Genomic DNA, 15,337 nt, shown 5'->3' on the forward strand with positions numbered 1-15,337 from the left:
CTAAGGACTGCCTGTGACTGGCTTGTTTATTACCCTGGAAGGCCCCGAGGGCGCCGGCAAAAGCACTAACCGCGATTACCTGGCCGAGTGCTTGCGCGCCCAAGGCATCGAGGTGGTGTTGACCCGCGAGCCTGGCGGTACGCCGCTGGCCGAGCGCATTCGTGAGGTGCTGCTCGCTCCGGGTGAAGAGCAGATGAACCCTGACACCGAGCTGCTGCTGGTGTTCGCCGCGCGCGCCCAGCACTTGGCCGAGGTGATTCGCCCGGCCCTGGCGCGCGGTGCCGTAGTGATCTGCGACCGGTTTACCGATTCCACCTATGCCTACCAGGGCGGCGGTCGAGGTTTGTGCCTGGAGCGCATTGCTACATTGGAAACGTTCGTCCAAGGCGACCTGCGCCCTGACCTGACCCTGGTGTTCGACCTGCCGGTGGAAGTGGGCCTGGCCCGCGCCAGTGCCCGTGGTCGCCTGGACCGTTTTGAGCTCGAAGGCCAGGCCTTCTTCGACGCGGTCCGTACTGCGTTCCTCAAACGTGCTGCGGCCGAGCCTGCGCGTTATTACCTGCTGGACGCGGCCCAACCGCTGGCCCAGGTGCAGCAAGCCATCGACACGCTATTGCCGACGCTGCTGGAGCGCGCCCGTGCCTGAAGCCTATCCGTGGCAGGCCAGCCTGTGGCAACAATTGGCCGGCCGTGCTCACCACGCCCATGCCTACCTGTTGCATGGACCGGTGGGTATCGGTAAGCGGGACTTGGCTGAGCGACTCATGGCCAGCCTGCTGTGCCAGCGCCCGGTCGACCTGGAAGCCTGTGGCGAATGCAAATCCTGCCTGTTGCTCAAGGCCGGCAGCCATCCGGACAACTACGTGTTGGAGCCCGAGGAAGCCGACAAGGCGATCAAGGTCGACCAGGTCCGTGACCTCGTCAGCTTCGTGGTGCAAACCGCGCAGATGGGCGGGCGCAAGGTGGTGTTGATCGAGCCCGTGGAGGCGATGAACATCAACGCCGCCAACGCCTTGCTCAAGAGCCTGGAAGAGCCGTCTGGCGATACCGTGTTGTTGCTGGTCAGCCACCAATCGAGCCGTTTGCTGCCGACCATTCGCAGCCGCTGCGTTCAGCAGGCGTGCCCGCTGCCAAGCGAGGCGCTGAGTCTTGAGTGGCTGGCGCAGGCGTTGCCGCAGTGCAGTCAGGAAGAACGGGTCGAGTTGCTGACACTGGCAGCGGGCTCGCCATTGGCCGCGGTGAAGCTGCAAGCCCAGGGGGTGCGTGAGCAACGCGCACTGGTGGTGGAGGGCGTAAAGAAGCTGATCAAGCAGGAAGTGTCCGCGACCCAGTTGGCTGAAACTGCCTGGAAGGACATTCCTCTGCTATTGCTGTTCGACTGGTTCTGCGATTGGTCGAGCCTGATCCTGCGCTACCAACTGACCCAGGACGAAAGCGGTCTGGGCCTGCCAGATATGCGCAAAGTGGTGCAGTACCTGGCGCAAAAAAGTGCCCAGGACAAAGTGCTGACGATCCAGGACTGGATCCTCGCCCAGCGCCAGAAGGTGCTCGGCAAAGCCAACCTCAACCGTGTGCTCTTGCTTGAAGCGCTGCTGGTGCAGTGGGTCGGTTTGCTCGGCCGGCGTTAATTTCCCTGGCTGACGGGTATCGTTGGTCAAACACTTTCAGTGACTTAATTCTTATGCTCGTAGATTCCCATTGCCACCTTGATCGCCTCGACCTTGCCCAGCACGGCGGCTCCCTTGACGCCGCGCTCGAAGCGGCACGCCAGCGCGGAGTAGGGCACTTCCTGTGCATCGGCGTCAGCGCTGAAAATGCTGGCGACGTCAAAGCCCTGGCTGATCGCTATGCCGATGTGGATTGTTCGGTGGGTATCCATCCGCTGGACCTCAAGCCCGGTGAAGCCCCAGCCCTCGACTGGCTGCTCGGCGAACTCAATCACCCGCGCGTGGTGGCCATCGGTGAAACCGGCCTGGATTACCACTACGAGCCCGAAGCCGCCGAGTTGCAGCAAGCCTCCTTTCGTTTGCACCTGCAGGCTGCCCAGCAGACCAGTAAACCGGTGATCGTCCACACCCGTGGCGCCCGTGCCGACACCCTGACCCTGCTGCGCGAAGCCGCGCTGCCTCAGGCTGGCGTGTTGCACTGCTTCACCGAGGACTGGGACATGGCCAAGGCGGCCCTGGACCTCGGGTTCTACATTTCCCTGTCGGGCATCGTCACCTTCCGCAATGCTGACGCCCTGCGCGACGTAGCGCGCCAAGTACCGGCCGACCGCCTACTGGTGGAAACCGACTCGCCGTACCTGGCGCCCATCCCACATCGCGGCAAGCCGAACCTGCCGGAGTATGTGCGCGATGTGGCGGATTACCTGGCGATGCTGCGTGGCGAATCCTACGAGCGCTTTGCCGAACAGACCACCAAGAACTTCAAGCGCCTGTTCCCGCTGGCTCACGTGGCCTACTGACGCACAATTTTCAAAGCTGAAAAATTTCCCCGTAGTGAGCGTGCTTGTGTAGATACCGATGCTGTTGACGCGGCCAAATCGCAGGCAAAAAAAACCCGGGTTCTGGGGGGTGAATCCGGGCTAAGACCATTAGGAGTAAAACAAGGGCACGCGGTCCGTTGGTACCCAGGTCGGCGCGTCACTTGGGGGAGATGTCACGCCGACAGTTCAAGTATTGATCAGTATCCGATTCAGTCCAGTGGCGACTGGTCGTTTTTTAAACAGATTTGGAATACACGCGCTTCGCTTGGGTTCTCATCAAGCAGGTGTACGGAGGGAGTTGTTGCGTATTATTTCTGACTGAAATCAATGCAAACGTTGGTGCGCTGAAAGTAAAGTGCGTTACGGGTTCACATAGACATTGCCCAACGACCGTTCAGTCGGGATAATCCCTCGCACTGGGTAAATCGTATCGCCACGTATCCGTGGCCCTGCGCAACCCTTCCTATTTCGACCTCTGCAGACCTCTTTCTCATGCACAAAGAACCCCGTAAGGTCCGTGAGTTTCGCCGCCGTGAGCAGGAAATTCTCGACACCGCACTGAAGTTGTTCCTCGAACAAGGTGAAGACAGCGTCACCGTCGAGATGATTGCGGATGCCGTGGGTATCGGCAAAGGCACGATCTACAAGCACTTCAAGTCCAAGGCCGAGATTTACCTGCGCCTGATGCTCGACTACGAGCGTGATTTGAACGAGCTGCTGCATTCGGCCGATGTGGACAAGGACAAGGAAGCCCTGTCCCGCGCCTACTTCGAGTTCCGGATGCGTGATCCGCAGCGCTATCGCCTGTTCGACCGTTTGGAAGAGAAGGTGGTCAAGGGCCATCAAGTGCCGGAAATGGTCGAGGAGTTGCACAAGATCCGTGCCTCGAACTTCGAACGCCTGACTCTGCTGATCAAGGGCCGCATCAGCGAAGGCAAGCTGGAGGACGTGCCGCCGTATTTCCACTATTGCGCTGCCTGGGCCTTGGTACACGGCGCCGTCGCGCTGTACCACTCGCCGTTCTGGAGCAATGTGCTGGAAGATCAGGAAGGCTTTTTCCAGTTCCTGATGGATATCGGCGTGCGCATGGGCAACAAGCGCAAGCACAGCGCCGAGCAGCCACCGGCTGAAACGCCCGCCACGTAATGATTTGCTGCCACGCGCAGTACCCCAGGAATATACTCAGGCATGGACTCTTGCTAAAAGCTGATTTATCAGTCAGTTTTTAGTGCGCCCGAATCATCCTCTGCCGGAGTGATCCATGATCGTTGATCGTCAAGGCAGGCGTTTTCGCAATTTGCGGATCAGCCTGACCTCAGCCTGCAATTACGCGTGTACCTACTGCGTGCCTAACGGCAAGCGGCTGGTGGCTGCCCAGGACGAACTCTCGGCCGAGGCGATGGCGCGCGGCGTGGCTTATCTCATTGAGGCGGCCGGCATCGACCGCTTGCGCATTACCGGCGGAGAGCCACTGGTCAGCCCCAAGCTGGAAGCCTTCATGGGCGCAGTGGGGCAGATGGGCCTCAGTGACATCAGTTTGACGACCAACGGCCAACTGCTGGCGCGCAAACTGCCGTTGCTGGTGGACGCCGGGATCAAGCGCATCAATGTCTCCCTCGACACCCTGGATGCGGACGCCTTCCGCAGCATCGCCCGTGGCGGCGACTTGGCCACCGTGCTCGATGGCATGGACCAGGCCGGCGCTGCCGGTATCAAGATCAAAGTCAACATGGTGCCGTTGCGCGGCCAGAATCTTGACCAAGTGATGCCGCTGCTCGACTACTGCCTGGAGCGCGGCTACGAGTTGCGCTTTATCGAGCTGATGCGCATGGGCCACCTGGCCAAGGACTCCAACGCGTTCCTGCAGCAATTTGTCAGCTTGCAGCAACTGCTGAGCCTGATCGGCGAACAGTATGAATACCTGCAAGCCAATGCCCCCGTCGACGCCACCGCCGTACGCTACGAAGTACCGGGCAAGGGTTTCTTTGGCGTGATTGCCAACGAGAGTGTGCCGTTCTGCCGTACCTGTTCACGGCTGCGGTTGTCGTCCACGGGCTGGTTGCATGGCTGCCTGTCGTCGAGCAACCGTCACTATGTCGGCGACCTGCTGGACAAGCCGCGGCATCAAGCACTGCCTGCGCTGCAAGGCCTGTTGATGAAGGCGTTGGGGGATAAACAGGAAGTGGCCTTCTCCGGCGGTGCCACCATCATGAAAATCATTGGCGGCTAACGCGATTTCCTAACTCAACTCACTCCCACATTTGGTTATGCGTCATCTCTGAGTGGCGCGGATTCTGCATCTCATGCCCATTCGCCGGTTTTCCGTCACCGGCTTCTGGAGGATTAGGATGCGTAGTCTGGTTTTGTTGCTGGCGTCGTTGACGCTGAGTGGTTGCATGACCGTCAGCGATATGGCCGAAGGCACTCGCTATCAGATGAGTGATGCCGGCTTGCTCGACCACAGCGACACCCGTCGCACGGCCTCGATTCGCGTGCAGCCGGACTCCTTTATCTTTATCGCCCAGGGTGCCTTCGTACCGCCGGGCAGTGCCTACCCGCGTCCTAACGTGGTGGCAGAGGAAGCGTTCAACGGCTTCGTCGAATACTTCCCCATGGTACGCCGCGCCCGCCAACCGGAAGGTCTGGAACAGGCAATGTCCGAAGCTCGTGCAGCCGGCGCTCACTACCTGTTGTACTGCCGATTTGCGGCAGCGGATGACCGTATCGGCAATGCCGACGAGTGGGCTGATCAGCAGGCCCTTGACCGTGTTGGCCTGGACAACGGCGTCATCCAGATCATGTTGATCGAGACCAGCACCCAGTATTTGATTGATACTGCACGTATTCGCAGTCGTGGCGGTTTACTGACGTTCCACGACAATAAGCCAGAAGACTTGATTGCCCGCCCCCTGGCGCAATACGCCCGCGGCCTGCTTGGGATGAGTGATCAATAAGCACCAGGAGAAGCCCATGACCGATTCCGCCAAAGCCAACGATCTGTTGGCCCAACTGCCCAAAGGCAAGGGACCGGCGCCGGTGCATCTGTGGAACCCGGATTTCTGCGGCAACATCGATATGCGCATCGCCCGCGACGGCACCTGGTTCTATCAGGGCACGCCGATCGGGCGTAAGCCGATGGTCAAGCTGTTCTCCAACATTATCCGCCGCGATGGCGATGATTACTTCCTGATCACTCCCGTGGAAAAAGTTGGCATCACCGTCGACGATGCGCCGTTTGTCGCCGTGACCCTGGAAGTCGAAGGGCAGGGCGAAAGCCAGGTATTGCGCTTTACCACCAACGTGGATGAGCAAGTCGAAGCCGGTCTTGAACATCCGTTGCGCGTGGTGATCGATCCGGTCACCCAGGAGCCCGCGCCCTACATCCGGGTGCGCACCAACCTTGAAGCCTTGGTGCATCGAAACGCGTTCTACCAATTAGTGGAACTGGCGGTGAGCCGTCCGATCAACGGTCAGAACTGGCTTGGTGTCTGGAGCGCTGGGGAATTTTTCCGTATTGGGCTGGAGCCTTAGGGCCCGTTTTTTCATGTTCCTGAAATAATTCGCTTGCTGTAAATAACGGCTTTCGGTTATCAATTTTTACATGATTAGACATGTTCGATTTGATAAGAAAAAACGCGTCGTCGACGAGCTTATACGCCGTATCGAGGGCGGAGTGATGGTCGACGGTTTTCTGTTGCCGGGTGAGCACCAATTGGCCGAGGAGTTTGCGGTCAGTCGCGGCACCCTGCGCGAAGCGCTGGCTGAACTCAAACGGCGTAATTACATAGCGACCCAGAGCGGCGTCGGCTCCATCGTCACCTTTGACGGCATGGTGCTCGACCAACATAGCGGTTGGGCGCAGGCCCTGGCCGACACCGGGGCGCGGGTGAGCACCGATATACTGCGCCTGGAAGCGGTGACTCGCCCAGACCTGTTCAACCGTTTCGGCAGTGACCAATTCATCGCCCTCGACCGGCGCCGCCGCACTACCGCCGGCACCGCCGTGTCCCTGGAGCGCTCGCTGATGCCCGCCTCCGGAGGCCTGGAGAGCCTGCCTGACGTGGGCCTGATCGATGACTCCCTGACCATCACCCTGGCAGCCTACGGGTATGTCGGGGCCGACGGTGACCAGTGGATCGGCGCCGAGCCCCTCAGCGATGAAGACGCCGAGTTGCTTGGCCGCCCTACAGGCACGGTGTTCCTCAAGGCGTCGCGCACGACCTACGACCGTCGCGAGCGTTTCATGGAGTACGTCGAAAGCTGGCTCGATCCTCTGCACTTTCGTCTGCACCTGCAGTTTGGACATTCGAAATGACCCCGCACACTCGCGCCCTCGGCGCCTTCTACGGCCTGGCATTGGGCGATGCGCTGGGCATGCCGACCCAATCCTTGAGCCGTGAACAGGTCCGGGCGCGCTTCGGTGCTATCACCGGCCTGGAAGATTCCGGTGCTGACCAGCCCATCGCGCCAAACATGCCCGCCGGCTCCATCACCGATGACACCGAGCAGGCGATCCTGGTGGGCGAATTGCTGGTGGAAGGCCAGGGCACGATTGAACCTACCGTGCTCGCACAGCGCCTGATCGACTGGGAGGCAGTCATGCGTGCCAAGGGCTCGCAGGATTTACTCGGCCCATCGACCAAGCGTGCGATCGACATGATCCTCGCCGGCCACACGCCGGAAGAATCCGGGCGCTATGGCACCACCAACGGCGCCGCGATGCGCATCACGCCGGTGGGGATCGCCGCCGATGTCAGCGACCCGGCACCGTTTATCCAGGCGGTGATCCAGGCCTGCCAGGTTACCCATAACACCACCCTGGGTATTTCCAGTGCGGCGGCGGTGGCGGCGGTGGTGTCGGCTGGCATTAATGGCGTGGATTTGGGTGAGGCACTCAATATCGGTATGCAAATCGCCCAACAAGCAGAGCGCCACGGACACTGGATCGCCGGCGGGCGTATTTCCACGCGCATCAGTTGGGCGCGGACGTTGAGCGTCGACAGCGGGGACAAGGTCCTGTTCGCCGACCTGCTGTATGAGTTGATTGGCACCTCCGTGGCTTCACAGGAGTCAGTGGTGGTGTCCTTTGCCTTGGCCCAGCAAGTGGCGGTCGGCGAGATGAATGCCTTCGAGGCCCTGTGCCTGGCCGCCAGCCTTGGCGGCGACACCGACACCATCGCCGCGATTCTAGGCGCCATGATGGGCGCATGCCTGGGCATGCAGTGCTGGCCTGTGGCGATGATCGATCAGGTCAAGCAGGTCAACGGCCTGGATATTCAGCCTCTGGTTCAAGCGCTGCTCAAATTACGCTGAACACCACAGAGCAAAAATGTGTGTGGCTTGCCTGTGATGACGGTGTGCCAGCCATTGATGCGCTCACTGGATAACCGCCTTCGCAGGCAAGCCGGCTCCCACACTGAATCGTGTTGAGTCAGGATGACCGGCTTAAAGATTGGATTCTTTGCCACAATTACAACAATACAGGCACCAGGAGCGCCCCTCATGAGCAGCACCTCTTCCGGCCAGAGCGCTGGGCAATTGGAAACACGTGGTATCGAACCTGTCCCGGAAAGCGAGTGTAACGGGCACCCGCTGCAACTGTTCTGGGTGTGGTTCGCGGCCAACATCAGCATTCTTGGCTTACCGCTTGGCGCGACGCTGGTGGCGTTTCGCGGCCTGGCGATCTGGCAAGCAATCATCGTGGCGATCCTCGGCGCTGCCGGTTCCTTTGCCGTGGTAGGCATCATCTCCATCGCCGGTCGGCGTGGCCGCGCGCCCAGCCTGACGCTGTCCCGCGCCATCTTTGGCGTGCGCGGCAATATCGGCCCAACGCTGGTGTCGCTGATGTCACGCCTGGGCTGGGAAACCGTCAACACCACCACAGCCGCCTTTGTGCTGCTGTCGTTGAGTTCGATCCTGTTCGGTTCTGCGGTGGAAGCGAAAAGCGCACCGTTACTCACCCTGATATTCATCGCGATCTTCGTGCTGCTGACCCTGGCCGTATCCGGCCTCGGACACGCCACCTTGCTGGTGATCCAGAAGTGGGCCACCTACGTGTTCGGCGCCTTGAACATTCTGGTCGGCGGCTTCCTTTGCGCCACTATCGATTGGAGCGCAGTGTTCAATGCCACGCCGGCACCGCTCAGCGCGATGATCATTGGCGTCGGCACCATGGCCGCGGGCACCGGTATCGGCTGGGCCAATGCCGGCGCCGACATGTCGCGCTACCAGCACCGCAGTGTGAAGGCTGCGCGCCTGGTGGCATCCGCCGCGTTTGGTGCGGGCATCCCGCTGGTGTTGCTGATCACCCTTGGCGGCCTGCTGTCGGTGGGCAATAACGACTTGGCGTCGGCCACTGACCCGATCATCGCGATCCGCGACATGCTGCCGACCTGGATGGCGGTTCCGTACCTGATCACGGCGTTTGGCGGGCTGCTGCTCTCCAACAACCTGTCGGTGTACTCGGCGGGTCTCACCACCTTGACCCTTGGCTTGAAGGTCAAGCGTGTGCACGCGGTGATCGTCGACATCGTGGCAATCTTCGCCGGTTCGATTTACTTCATGCTAATCGCCGACAGTTTCTATGGCCCATTTATCACGTTCATCTCGTTGCTGGCGGTGCCGATTACGGCCTGGGTCGGCATTTTCGTGGTCGACCTGATCCACCGTCACTACTACAGCCCCACGGACTTGCTGGACGTGAGCCCAAGCAGCGCCTATTGGTATCGCGGTGGTGTGGAGTGGCGCGCATTCGGCGCCTGGGCCATGGCGATCGTGTTGGGCTTCAGCTTCACCACCATTGGCACCACCGCCGAAAACATCTGGTTCGCCGGGCCGTTGTCCGACTCGTGGCTGGGCCATAACGGCCTAGGCTGGATCGTTACCTTCCTGGTGGCCGGCGGGGTTTATGCGGCGCTGGGTGGCGCGGCTGACCGTCGCCCGGCTCTGGTAGAGAGCCCCAATGTCTAGATTGCTGCACACCGGCCAAGTCATCGTCGACCTGGTCATGGCTCTCGATACCTTGCCTGCATCCGGCGGCGACGTGCTGGCGCATTCGGCCAGTTTCGAAGCCGGTGGGGGGTTCAATGTGATGGCTGCGGCCAAGCGCAATGGGCTGGCGGTGATCTATCTGGGGCGCCACGGCAACGGGCGCTTTGGCGACCTGGCCCGCGCAGCGATGCTGGCCGAAGGTGTGGAAATCGCCCAGGCGCCCAGCACGGACAAAGACACGGGGCTATGCGTTTCGCTGACCGAGGCCAGCACCGAGCGCACGTTCATTTCCCATATCGGCGCTGAAGGTGATTTGAACGCCGAGGATTTGGCGAGTGTGGTGCCACAATCGGACGATTACGTTTATGTCAGCGGTTACAGCTTGTTGCTGGAAGGCAAGGCCCAGGCGCTGCTCGACTGGCTGCTGACGCTGCCCCGTCACATCACCGTCGTGTTCGACCCCGGCCCGCTGGTCAAGGCGCCGGATTCTGCACCGATGCTGGCCCTGCTGCCGCGTATCGATATCTGGACCAGCAATGGCCCGGAGGCGCTGGCATTTACGGGGGCAGGTACGTTAACGAAGGCACTGAGCGAGCTGAAGCGTCACCTGCCTGACACTGCCTTGCTGGTGGTGCGCGATGGGCCGAAGGGTTGCTGGGTCAGCGCCGAGGGTGCCGTCGAGCATGTGCCGGGCTTCAAGGTACAGGCGGTGGACAGTAACGGCGCGGGCGATGCGCATGCGGGGGTGTTTATTGCGGGGCTGGCGAACGGACTGGCACCCGCTCAAGCGGCACGGCGGGCAAATGCGGCAGCGGCGTTGGCCGTGACACGTTGGGGGCCGGCTACATCGCCCGGCACCCCTGAAGTCAATGCCCTACTCACTGAATAAAGCCAATCAACACTGTGGGAACCGGGCAAGCCCGGCTCCCACAGTGTTTAGCGGTGTTTCCTACATTACTGGGCAGTCTGACTTTCCAGCTTGCGCGCCTCATCCACCCCCGACGCTGTCAACTTGATCGGCAAGTTCAACGAATACTCCCCGGTCTCATCGGTGGTCACATGCCCATCCTTGATAAGCCCGCGATCCTGCAGAAATGCCAAGGCACTGGCGACCACTTTTTCTCCGCGGTAGTTATCCAGCACTTCCTTGCCCAACCCTTGGGGGTGCGCGTGCAGCAGGCGGGTGAGGACTTCTTTTTCAAGGTCTTTATCGACGTTCATGCATACCTCTTCACTGGGGAATGATCGGGTGTCTGTAGAGCGATTCGCTGTTTATGGCGCAGTTTGTTTCGGCGCGCCTGGCAGGTTCGAATCATCGCCTTTATTGATCGTCGGCTCATTCACGGATGGGCCCATTTTGCCGTTGCCGACGGCGGCAGGCGCCTGGCGTTCGGTGTCGTGGCCTTTGGTGTGCGGGTCAGCGCCATTAGTGTTGTCGATGACCGCGCCGCCATTGGTATCCAGGCCAGTGCCCATGGATTTCTGCGACTCGCTGGTCGCGTCAGGCGTGGTGGTGCCGGTCGACGATGTGGCGGCGAAACTGCTCAGGGACACCGCCGACAGCAGGCCGGTGAGCGCGAGGGCAGCAAACTTGGAATTCTTCATGAGGGTGTCTCCATATGATTAATGTCCTTACCCTCTATTGGTCAGTTGAGGTTTCCTGATCGTGCCTTGATGGCGACGAACGGTATCAAGTGACCTGTAAGATTTTGTGTGATGAGACCCGACGCCAGGCCAACCGCGCCACGCTGATCAACCAATTGCAGGTGGCCACCGCCAGCACGCTCATCATCAGTGCCGACAAGCCGTAGTCGACGATGAGCTTGCCCGCCAACCAGGGAAACCCGAAGACCCCGACAAAATACGCCAGGCTGAACAGCAGCAACGCCTGGGACGTCATGCCGGATGGCGCCTCATGGGCTACCAACCCGTTGATCACGGAATACGTCAGGCCGTACCCGACCCCCAGCAGCGCCGCTGCCAGCAAATAGCTGAGGTTTCCGCTCACGCCAAAGGCAAACAGCGCGATCGACCCGAGCATGATCCCGGATAACACGCAGGCCGCCCGGTAGGCATCACGCTTGACCACAAAGCCGGCAATCAACAGGCGACTGGTGATTGCCGCACTCAGGAAACCTGCGAAGAACAGCGAATAATCCAGCCCATGCGCGGCGGCGTAGCTGGTCTGGAACGATGAAAGCCCGCCAAATACGCAACCCCCCAGGCCAACCATCAGGATGGCGAACACCGCTTTGGAAGACAGCACTCGACGGCTGGCACCCCAGGAAATCTTTGCCGTAGGTACGTGGGTGTGATGCTTGAATTGTGCGCCCATGCGCCAGAACATCACGGCACCTGCGAGGCTGGCCAACCCGGCGATATAGAATGCGGTTGTCAGTGGCAGCTCCAGCGCGCTGGCGGCGCGCCCGAGCAGAGGGCCCGCGCCGATCCCGCTCAACATGCTGCCCGACAGCAGCGCAAAGTACTTGGCCCGATGGTGAGGCTCCACCAGCAACGTCACGATGATCGGTCCCAACGTGTAGAACACGCCCCAGCCCAGCCCCAGTGACAGCCCGAAAAGCATCAAACCTTGACCAAACCCTGGCACCAGCGCAAAGCCCAGGCAGGCCACCACCAGCAATACGCCCATTCCCGCAATCGCACGCGCCGCACCCAACGCATCCGCCAAATGCCCGGAAAGTAGCACCGCCACGAAGGTACTGAGCATCGCCGTGGAGATCACGCTACCGGCATCGTGCTCATTGCCGCCGCGTGAATGAATCAGCAGCGACAGCAAAAAGGTCGAGCCGTAGGACAGCGACAGCAGGAAACTGGCAAGGCAGAACAGCGCGAAGGTTTTCGCGCTCACCGAGGGCATCGCAGGCATGGGCACGTCTCGAATCGTTGGAGGTGTGCCGTCTGTTTACCATGCATGCCTGCGCGGATTGTTCTGTGGTTGATGGTGCTCGCATTGCTCCTCAGCGGAGTAAAGCGCCCCGGCCCCGGTGATAATGCACTGCAATCAGTCATGAAAGCGCCTTAGTATGTGTGCTTTGAAATTGCCAAGGCTCGCCCATGACCATCGAGATTCGCCCCGCCGTGCCCAGCGATGCTGCGCAGATCCTGACGTTCATCACTGAATTGGCTGAGTACGAAAAAGCCCGGCATGAGGTGATCGCCAGCGTGGTAGACATTGAGCGCAGCCTGTTCAGCGAGGGCGCCACCGCACACGGCCTGATCTGCTCACGCGATGGCGTGCCGATTGGGTTCGCGGTATTTTTCTTCAGCTATTCCACGTGGTTGGGCAGCAACTGCCTGTACCTGGAAGACCTCTACATCAACCCGGAGCAACGCGGCGGCGGGGCGGGCAAGAAGCTGCTGCGCCACCTGGCGAAGATTGCTTTTGATAACGGTTGCGGGCGCTTTGAGTGGAGCGTGCTGGACTGGAATGAGCCGGCGATTGCCTTCTACAAATCCATCGGCGCGCAGCCGCAGGAAGAGTGGGTGCGCTATCGCATGGAAGGCGACGCACTACGAGACTTCGCCCTCGGCTAGCAACCTTCTGTAACCACTGAAGATCAAAATGTGGGAGCGGGCTTGCTCGCGAATGGAGTGGATCAGTCGACATTTTTGGTGACTGAAACACCGCATTCGCGAGCAAGCCCGCTCCCACATTATTTTTGTGTGTCTCTCACTATATGGGATGCAAATTTATATATTGAGATGTTTCAAATGATAGGTTTATAGTCGGCTGCATCAGCACTCACTACCAAAAATAAAACAGGTGAAGCGATGCAGGCACAACCGTTGTCACTCCCCGCCGTGCCCGAGCCCACCTACGGCGAGCGGCTCACAGGCAAGGTGGTGATCATCACTGGCGCCGCCCAAGGCATTGGCGAGGCCATCGCCGCGTGTTTCCAGGCTCAGCAGGCGCGCCTGGTCATCGCCGATATCCAGGGTGAGAAGGTCGAGCAAGTCGCCGCCCACTGGCGTGAACGCGGTGCTGACATCTACGCGCAAGCCGTCGACATTACGTCTAAAGATCAATGGCAGGCGCTGGTCAATCTGACCCTCGAGCGCTTCGGCCGCGTGGATGTGCTGGTCAACTGCGCCGGGGTCAATGTGTTCCGCGACCCGCTGGAAATGACCGACGAAGACTGGCGCCGCTGCTTCGCCATCGATCTCGACGGCGCCTGGTACGGCTGCCGCTCGGTGTTGCCGCACATGATCGAGCAGGGCATCGGCAGCATCATCAACATCGCGTCTACCCATTCCAGTCACATCATTCCCGGCTGCTTCCCCTATCCCGTGGCCAAACACGGCCTGCTCGGCCTTACGCGTGCCCTCGGCATCGAGTACGCGCCCAAGGGCATTCGTGTGAATGCCATCGCGCCGGGCTATATCGAAACCCAGCTCAACGTCGACTACTGGAACGGCTTCGCCGACCCCCACGCCGAGCGCCAGCGCGCCTTAGACCTGCACCCGCCCAAGCGCATCGGCCAGCCGATCGAGGTGGCGATGACTGCATTGTTCCTGGCGACCGACGAGGCGCCCTTTATCAATGCCACCTGCCTGATGATCGATGGCGGGCGGTCTGTGATGTACCACGACTAAAACCTGCAGCGCTCAATAACAACAAGAGGTAGCTCATGTTCAAGAAAACTCTAGGCGCAGTAGCGCTTGCGATGGCGTTCAGCGGCGTGGCATTGGCCGAGGAAGTGAAGATCGGCTTTCTGGTCAAGCAAGCCGAAGAACCCTGGTTTCAGACCGAATGGGCCTTCGCCGAAAAAGCCGGTAAGGAACACGGTTTTACCGTGATCAAGATCGCCGTACCGGATGGCGAGAAAACCCTCTCGGCCATCGACAGTCTGGCCGCTAATGGCGCCAAGGGCTTTGTGATCTGCCCGCCGGACGTGTCCCTGGGCCCGGCCATTGTCGCCAAGGCCAAGGTCAACGGCTTGAAGGTGATGGCGGTGGACGATCGCTTTGTCGATGCCAAGGGCAACTTCATGGAGGACGTGCCTTACCTGGGCATGGCCGCCTTTGAAGTCGGCCAGAAACAGGGCGCCGCCATGGCCGCCGAAGCGAAAAAACGCGGCTGGGACTGGAAGGACACCTATGCGGTGATCAACACCTACAACGAACTCGACACCGGCAAAAAACGCACCGACGGTTCGATCAAATCCCTTGAAGAGGCGGGCATTCCCAAAGACCACATCCTGACCGCCGCTCTCAAGACCCTTGATGTTCCCGGCAGCATGGACGCCACCAACTCAGCCTTGGTCAAGCTGCCCAGCGGCGCGAAGAACCTGATCATCGGCGGCATGAACGACAACACCGTACTGGGCGGCGTGCGCGCCACCGAAAGCGCTGGCTTCAAGGCGGCCAACGTGATCGGCATCGGCATCAATGGCACTGACGCCATCGGCGAATTGAAGAAAGCCGACAGTGGCTTCTTTGGTTCGATGCTGCCCAGCCCGCACATTGAGGGCTACAACACTGCGCTGGCGATGTACGAGTGGGTCACCACCGGCAAGGAACCGGCGAAATACACCGCCATGGACGAAGTCACCTTGATCACCCGTGCCAACTTCCAGGAAGAGCTGACCAAAATCGGGCTGTGGAAATAACCGGCGCGGCCTTGCGCTTCAACGGCATCGGCAAGGAGTTTCCTGGGGTCAAGGCCCTGGCGCAGATCAGCTTTGAAGCGCGGCCGCGCGAGGTGCACGCGCTGATGGGCGAGAACGGCGCGGGCAAGTCGACGCTGCTGAAGATCCTCGGCGGCGCCTACATCCCCAACAGCGGCACGCTGCAAATCGGCGAGCAGACCATGGCGTTCAAGAACGCGGCGGACAGCAT

General features: G+C 60.5%; 18 protein-coding genes. 15 read left to right on the top strand and 3 right to left on the bottom strand.

All coding sequences use genetic code 11. The annotated features are described in order from the left end of the window. Positions 1–13 precede the first annotated feature (13 nt). The 11 genes from tmk (at position 14) to AACY36_RS27550 (ending at position 10,367) form a co-directional block, all read left to right on the top strand. A complete protein-coding gene (gene tmk, locus AACY36_RS27500) occupies positions 14–646 on the top strand; it encodes a dTMP kinase (RefSeq protein WP_339420919.1) in 633 nt (210 codons plus the stop codon). Next, positions 639–1,628, top strand: coding sequence for a DNA polymerase III subunit delta' (locus tag AACY36_RS27505; protein WP_339420921.1), 990 nt, complete (start codon positions 639–641; stop codon positions 1,626–1,628). Before tmk ends, AACY36_RS27505 begins: the two co-directional genes overlap by 8 nt. A 53-nt stretch (positions 1,629–1,681) precedes the next feature. Continuing rightward, a complete protein-coding gene (locus AACY36_RS27510) occupies positions 1,682–2,467 on the top strand; it encodes a TatD family hydrolase (RefSeq protein WP_339420923.1) in 786 nt (261 codons plus the stop codon). Positions 2,468–2,980: 513 nt separating this feature from the next. Continuing rightward, entirely contained in the window at positions 2,981–3,634 is a 654-nt protein-coding gene (locus AACY36_RS27515; RefSeq protein WP_010208394.1) for a TetR/AcrR family transcriptional regulator, read from the top strand. Between the two features lie 115 nt (positions 3,635–3,749). Then, entirely contained in the window at positions 3,750–4,718 is a 969-nt protein-coding gene (locus AACY36_RS27520; protein ID WP_339420924.1) for a GTP 3',8-cyclase MoaA, read from the top strand. Between the two features lie 118 nt (positions 4,719–4,836). Then, the gene (locus AACY36_RS27525; RefSeq protein WP_065873961.1) at positions 4,837–5,442 is read left to right on the top strand and encodes a DUF4823 domain-containing protein; all 606 of its coding nucleotides are present in this window, start codon (positions 4,837–4,839) and stop codon (positions 5,440–5,442) included. Between the two features lie 16 nt (positions 5,443–5,458). Next, positions 5,459–6,019, top strand: a complete 561-nt coding sequence (locus AACY36_RS27530; RefSeq protein ID WP_339420926.1) for a DUF1285 domain-containing protein — start codon at positions 5,459–5,461, stop codon at positions 6,017–6,019. Between the two features lie 70 nt (positions 6,020–6,089). Beyond that, positions 6,090–6,803: a GntR family transcriptional regulator gene (locus AACY36_RS27535; RefSeq protein WP_339428333.1), complete on the top strand. Its 714-nt coding sequence runs from the start codon at positions 6,090–6,092 to the stop codon at positions 6,801–6,803. After that, positions 6,800–7,801, top strand: coding sequence for an ADP-ribosylglycohydrolase family protein (locus tag AACY36_RS27540; RefSeq protein WP_339428334.1), 1,002 nt, complete (start codon positions 6,800–6,802; stop codon positions 7,799–7,801). Before AACY36_RS27535 ends, AACY36_RS27540 begins: the two co-directional genes overlap by 4 nt. Before the next feature lie 189 nt (positions 7,802–7,990). Next, positions 7,991–9,457 carry a purine-cytosine permease family protein gene (locus AACY36_RS27545; protein WP_339420931.1) on the top strand — a complete coding sequence of 489 codons (1,467 nt, stop codon included), beginning with the start codon at positions 7,991–7,993 and terminating at the stop codon, positions 9,455–9,457. After that, positions 9,450–10,367 carry a PfkB family carbohydrate kinase gene (locus tag AACY36_RS27550; protein WP_339420933.1) on the top strand — a complete coding sequence of 306 codons (918 nt, stop codon included), beginning with the start codon at positions 9,450–9,452 and terminating at the stop codon, positions 10,365–10,367. Before AACY36_RS27545 ends, AACY36_RS27550 begins: the two co-directional genes overlap by 8 nt. A 65-nt stretch (positions 10,368–10,432) precedes the next feature. Here AACY36_RS27550 and AACY36_RS27555 read toward each other — a convergent pair whose 3' ends face one another. From AACY36_RS27555 to AACY36_RS27565, 3 genes are all read right to left on the bottom strand, one after another. Further along, complete coding sequence (locus AACY36_RS27555; RefSeq protein ID WP_339420935.1) at positions 10,433–10,699, bottom strand: hypothetical protein; 267 nt, start codon at positions 10,697–10,699, stop codon at positions 10,433–10,435. A 51-nt stretch (positions 10,700–10,750) separates the two neighbouring features. Further along, entirely contained in the window at positions 10,751–11,083 is a 333-nt protein-coding gene (locus AACY36_RS27560) for a hypothetical protein (protein WP_339420936.1), read from the bottom strand. An 85-nt stretch (positions 11,084–11,168) separates the two neighbouring features. Then, positions 11,169–12,365: an MFS transporter gene (locus AACY36_RS27565; protein ID WP_339420938.1), complete on the bottom strand. Its 1,197-nt coding sequence runs from the start codon at positions 12,363–12,365 to the stop codon at positions 11,169–11,171. 188 nt (positions 12,366–12,553) lie between these two features. Between AACY36_RS27565 and AACY36_RS27570 the strand changes: the two genes are divergently transcribed. The 4 genes from AACY36_RS27570 to AACY36_RS27585 form a co-directional block, all read left to right on the top strand. Beyond that, positions 12,554–13,033 (top strand): GNAT family N-acetyltransferase, encoded by a 480-nt coding sequence (locus AACY36_RS27570; protein WP_034099874.1) that lies wholly within the window; start codon positions 12,554–12,556, stop codon positions 13,031–13,033. 237 nt (positions 13,034–13,270) lie between these two features. Then, positions 13,271–14,092 carry an SDR family oxidoreductase gene (locus AACY36_RS27575; protein ID WP_339494499.1) on the top strand — a complete coding sequence of 274 codons (822 nt, stop codon included), beginning with the start codon at positions 13,271–13,273 and terminating at the stop codon, positions 14,090–14,092. A gap of 35 nt (positions 14,093–14,127) precedes the next feature. Next, positions 14,128–15,108: a substrate-binding domain-containing protein gene (locus AACY36_RS27580; RefSeq protein ID WP_122485033.1), complete on the top strand. Its 981-nt coding sequence runs from the start codon at positions 14,128–14,130 to the stop codon at positions 15,106–15,108. Next, positions 15,099–15,337, top strand: a 239-nt coding sequence (locus AACY36_RS27585) for an ATP-binding cassette domain-containing protein (RefSeq protein WP_339497754.1), incomplete at its 3' end; no start/stop codon positions are given. The genes AACY36_RS27580 and AACY36_RS27585, both read left to right, overlap by 10 nt.

The sequence above is a fragment of the Pseudomonas sp. EA_15y_Pfl1_P101 genome, from assembly GCF_963970835.1.
In the GTDB taxonomy this organism is placed as follows: Bacteria; Pseudomonadota; Gammaproteobacteria; order Pseudomonadales; family Pseudomonadaceae; genus Aquipseudomonas; species Aquipseudomonas tritici.

What these genes read in the sequence shown, in the direction of transcription:
- AACY36_RS27580 (WP_122485033.1), top strand. Translation starts at nt 14,128, where the DNA reads ATGTTCAAGAAAACTCTAGGCGCAGTAGCGCTTGCGATGGCGTTCAGC.
- AACY36_RS27555 (WP_339420935.1), bottom strand. Translation starts at nt 10,699, where the DNA reads ATGAACGTCGATAAAGACCTTGAAAAAGAAGTCCTCACCCGCCTGCTG.
- AACY36_RS27570 (WP_034099874.1), top strand. Translation starts at nt 12,554, where the DNA reads ATGACCATCGAGATTCGCCCCGCCGTGCCCAGCGATGCTGCGCAGATC.
- AACY36_RS27560 (WP_339420936.1), bottom strand. Translation starts at nt 11,083, where the DNA reads ATGAAGAATTCCAAGTTTGCTGCCCTCGCGCTCACCGGCCTGCTGTCG.
- AACY36_RS27540 (WP_339428334.1), top strand. Translation starts at nt 6,800, where the DNA reads ATGACCCCGCACACTCGCGCCCTCGGCGCCTTCTACGGCCTGGCATTG.
- AACY36_RS27545 (WP_339420931.1), top strand. Translation starts at nt 7,991, where the DNA reads ATGAGCAGCACCTCTTCCGGCCAGAGCGCTGGGCAATTGGAAACACGT.
- AACY36_RS27550 (WP_339420933.1), top strand. Translation starts at nt 9,450, where the DNA reads ATGTCTAGATTGCTGCACACCGGCCAAGTCATCGTCGACCTGGTCATG.
- AACY36_RS27575 (WP_339494499.1), top strand. Translation starts at nt 13,271, where the DNA reads ATGCAGGCACAACCGTTGTCACTCCCCGCCGTGCCCGAGCCCACCTAC.
- AACY36_RS27565 (WP_339420938.1), bottom strand. Translation starts at nt 12,365, where the DNA reads ATGCCTGCGATGCCCTCGGTGAGCGCGAAAACCTTCGCGCTGTTCTGC.
- AACY36_RS27525 (WP_065873961.1), top strand. Translation starts at nt 4,837, where the DNA reads ATGCGTAGTCTGGTTTTGTTGCTGGCGTCGTTGACGCTGAGTGGTTGC.
- AACY36_RS27510 (WP_339420923.1), top strand. Translation starts at nt 1,682, where the DNA reads ATGCTCGTAGATTCCCATTGCCACCTTGATCGCCTCGACCTTGCCCAG.
- AACY36_RS27535 (WP_339428333.1), top strand. Translation starts at nt 6,090, where the DNA reads ATGATTAGACATGTTCGATTTGATAAGAAAAAACGCGTCGTCGACGAG.
- AACY36_RS27520 (WP_339420924.1), top strand. Translation starts at nt 3,750, where the DNA reads ATGATCGTTGATCGTCAAGGCAGGCGTTTTCGCAATTTGCGGATCAGC.
- AACY36_RS27515 (WP_010208394.1), top strand. Translation starts at nt 2,981, where the DNA reads ATGCACAAAGAACCCCGTAAGGTCCGTGAGTTTCGCCGCCGTGAGCAG.
- AACY36_RS27530 (WP_339420926.1), top strand. Translation starts at nt 5,459, where the DNA reads ATGACCGATTCCGCCAAAGCCAACGATCTGTTGGCCCAACTGCCCAAA.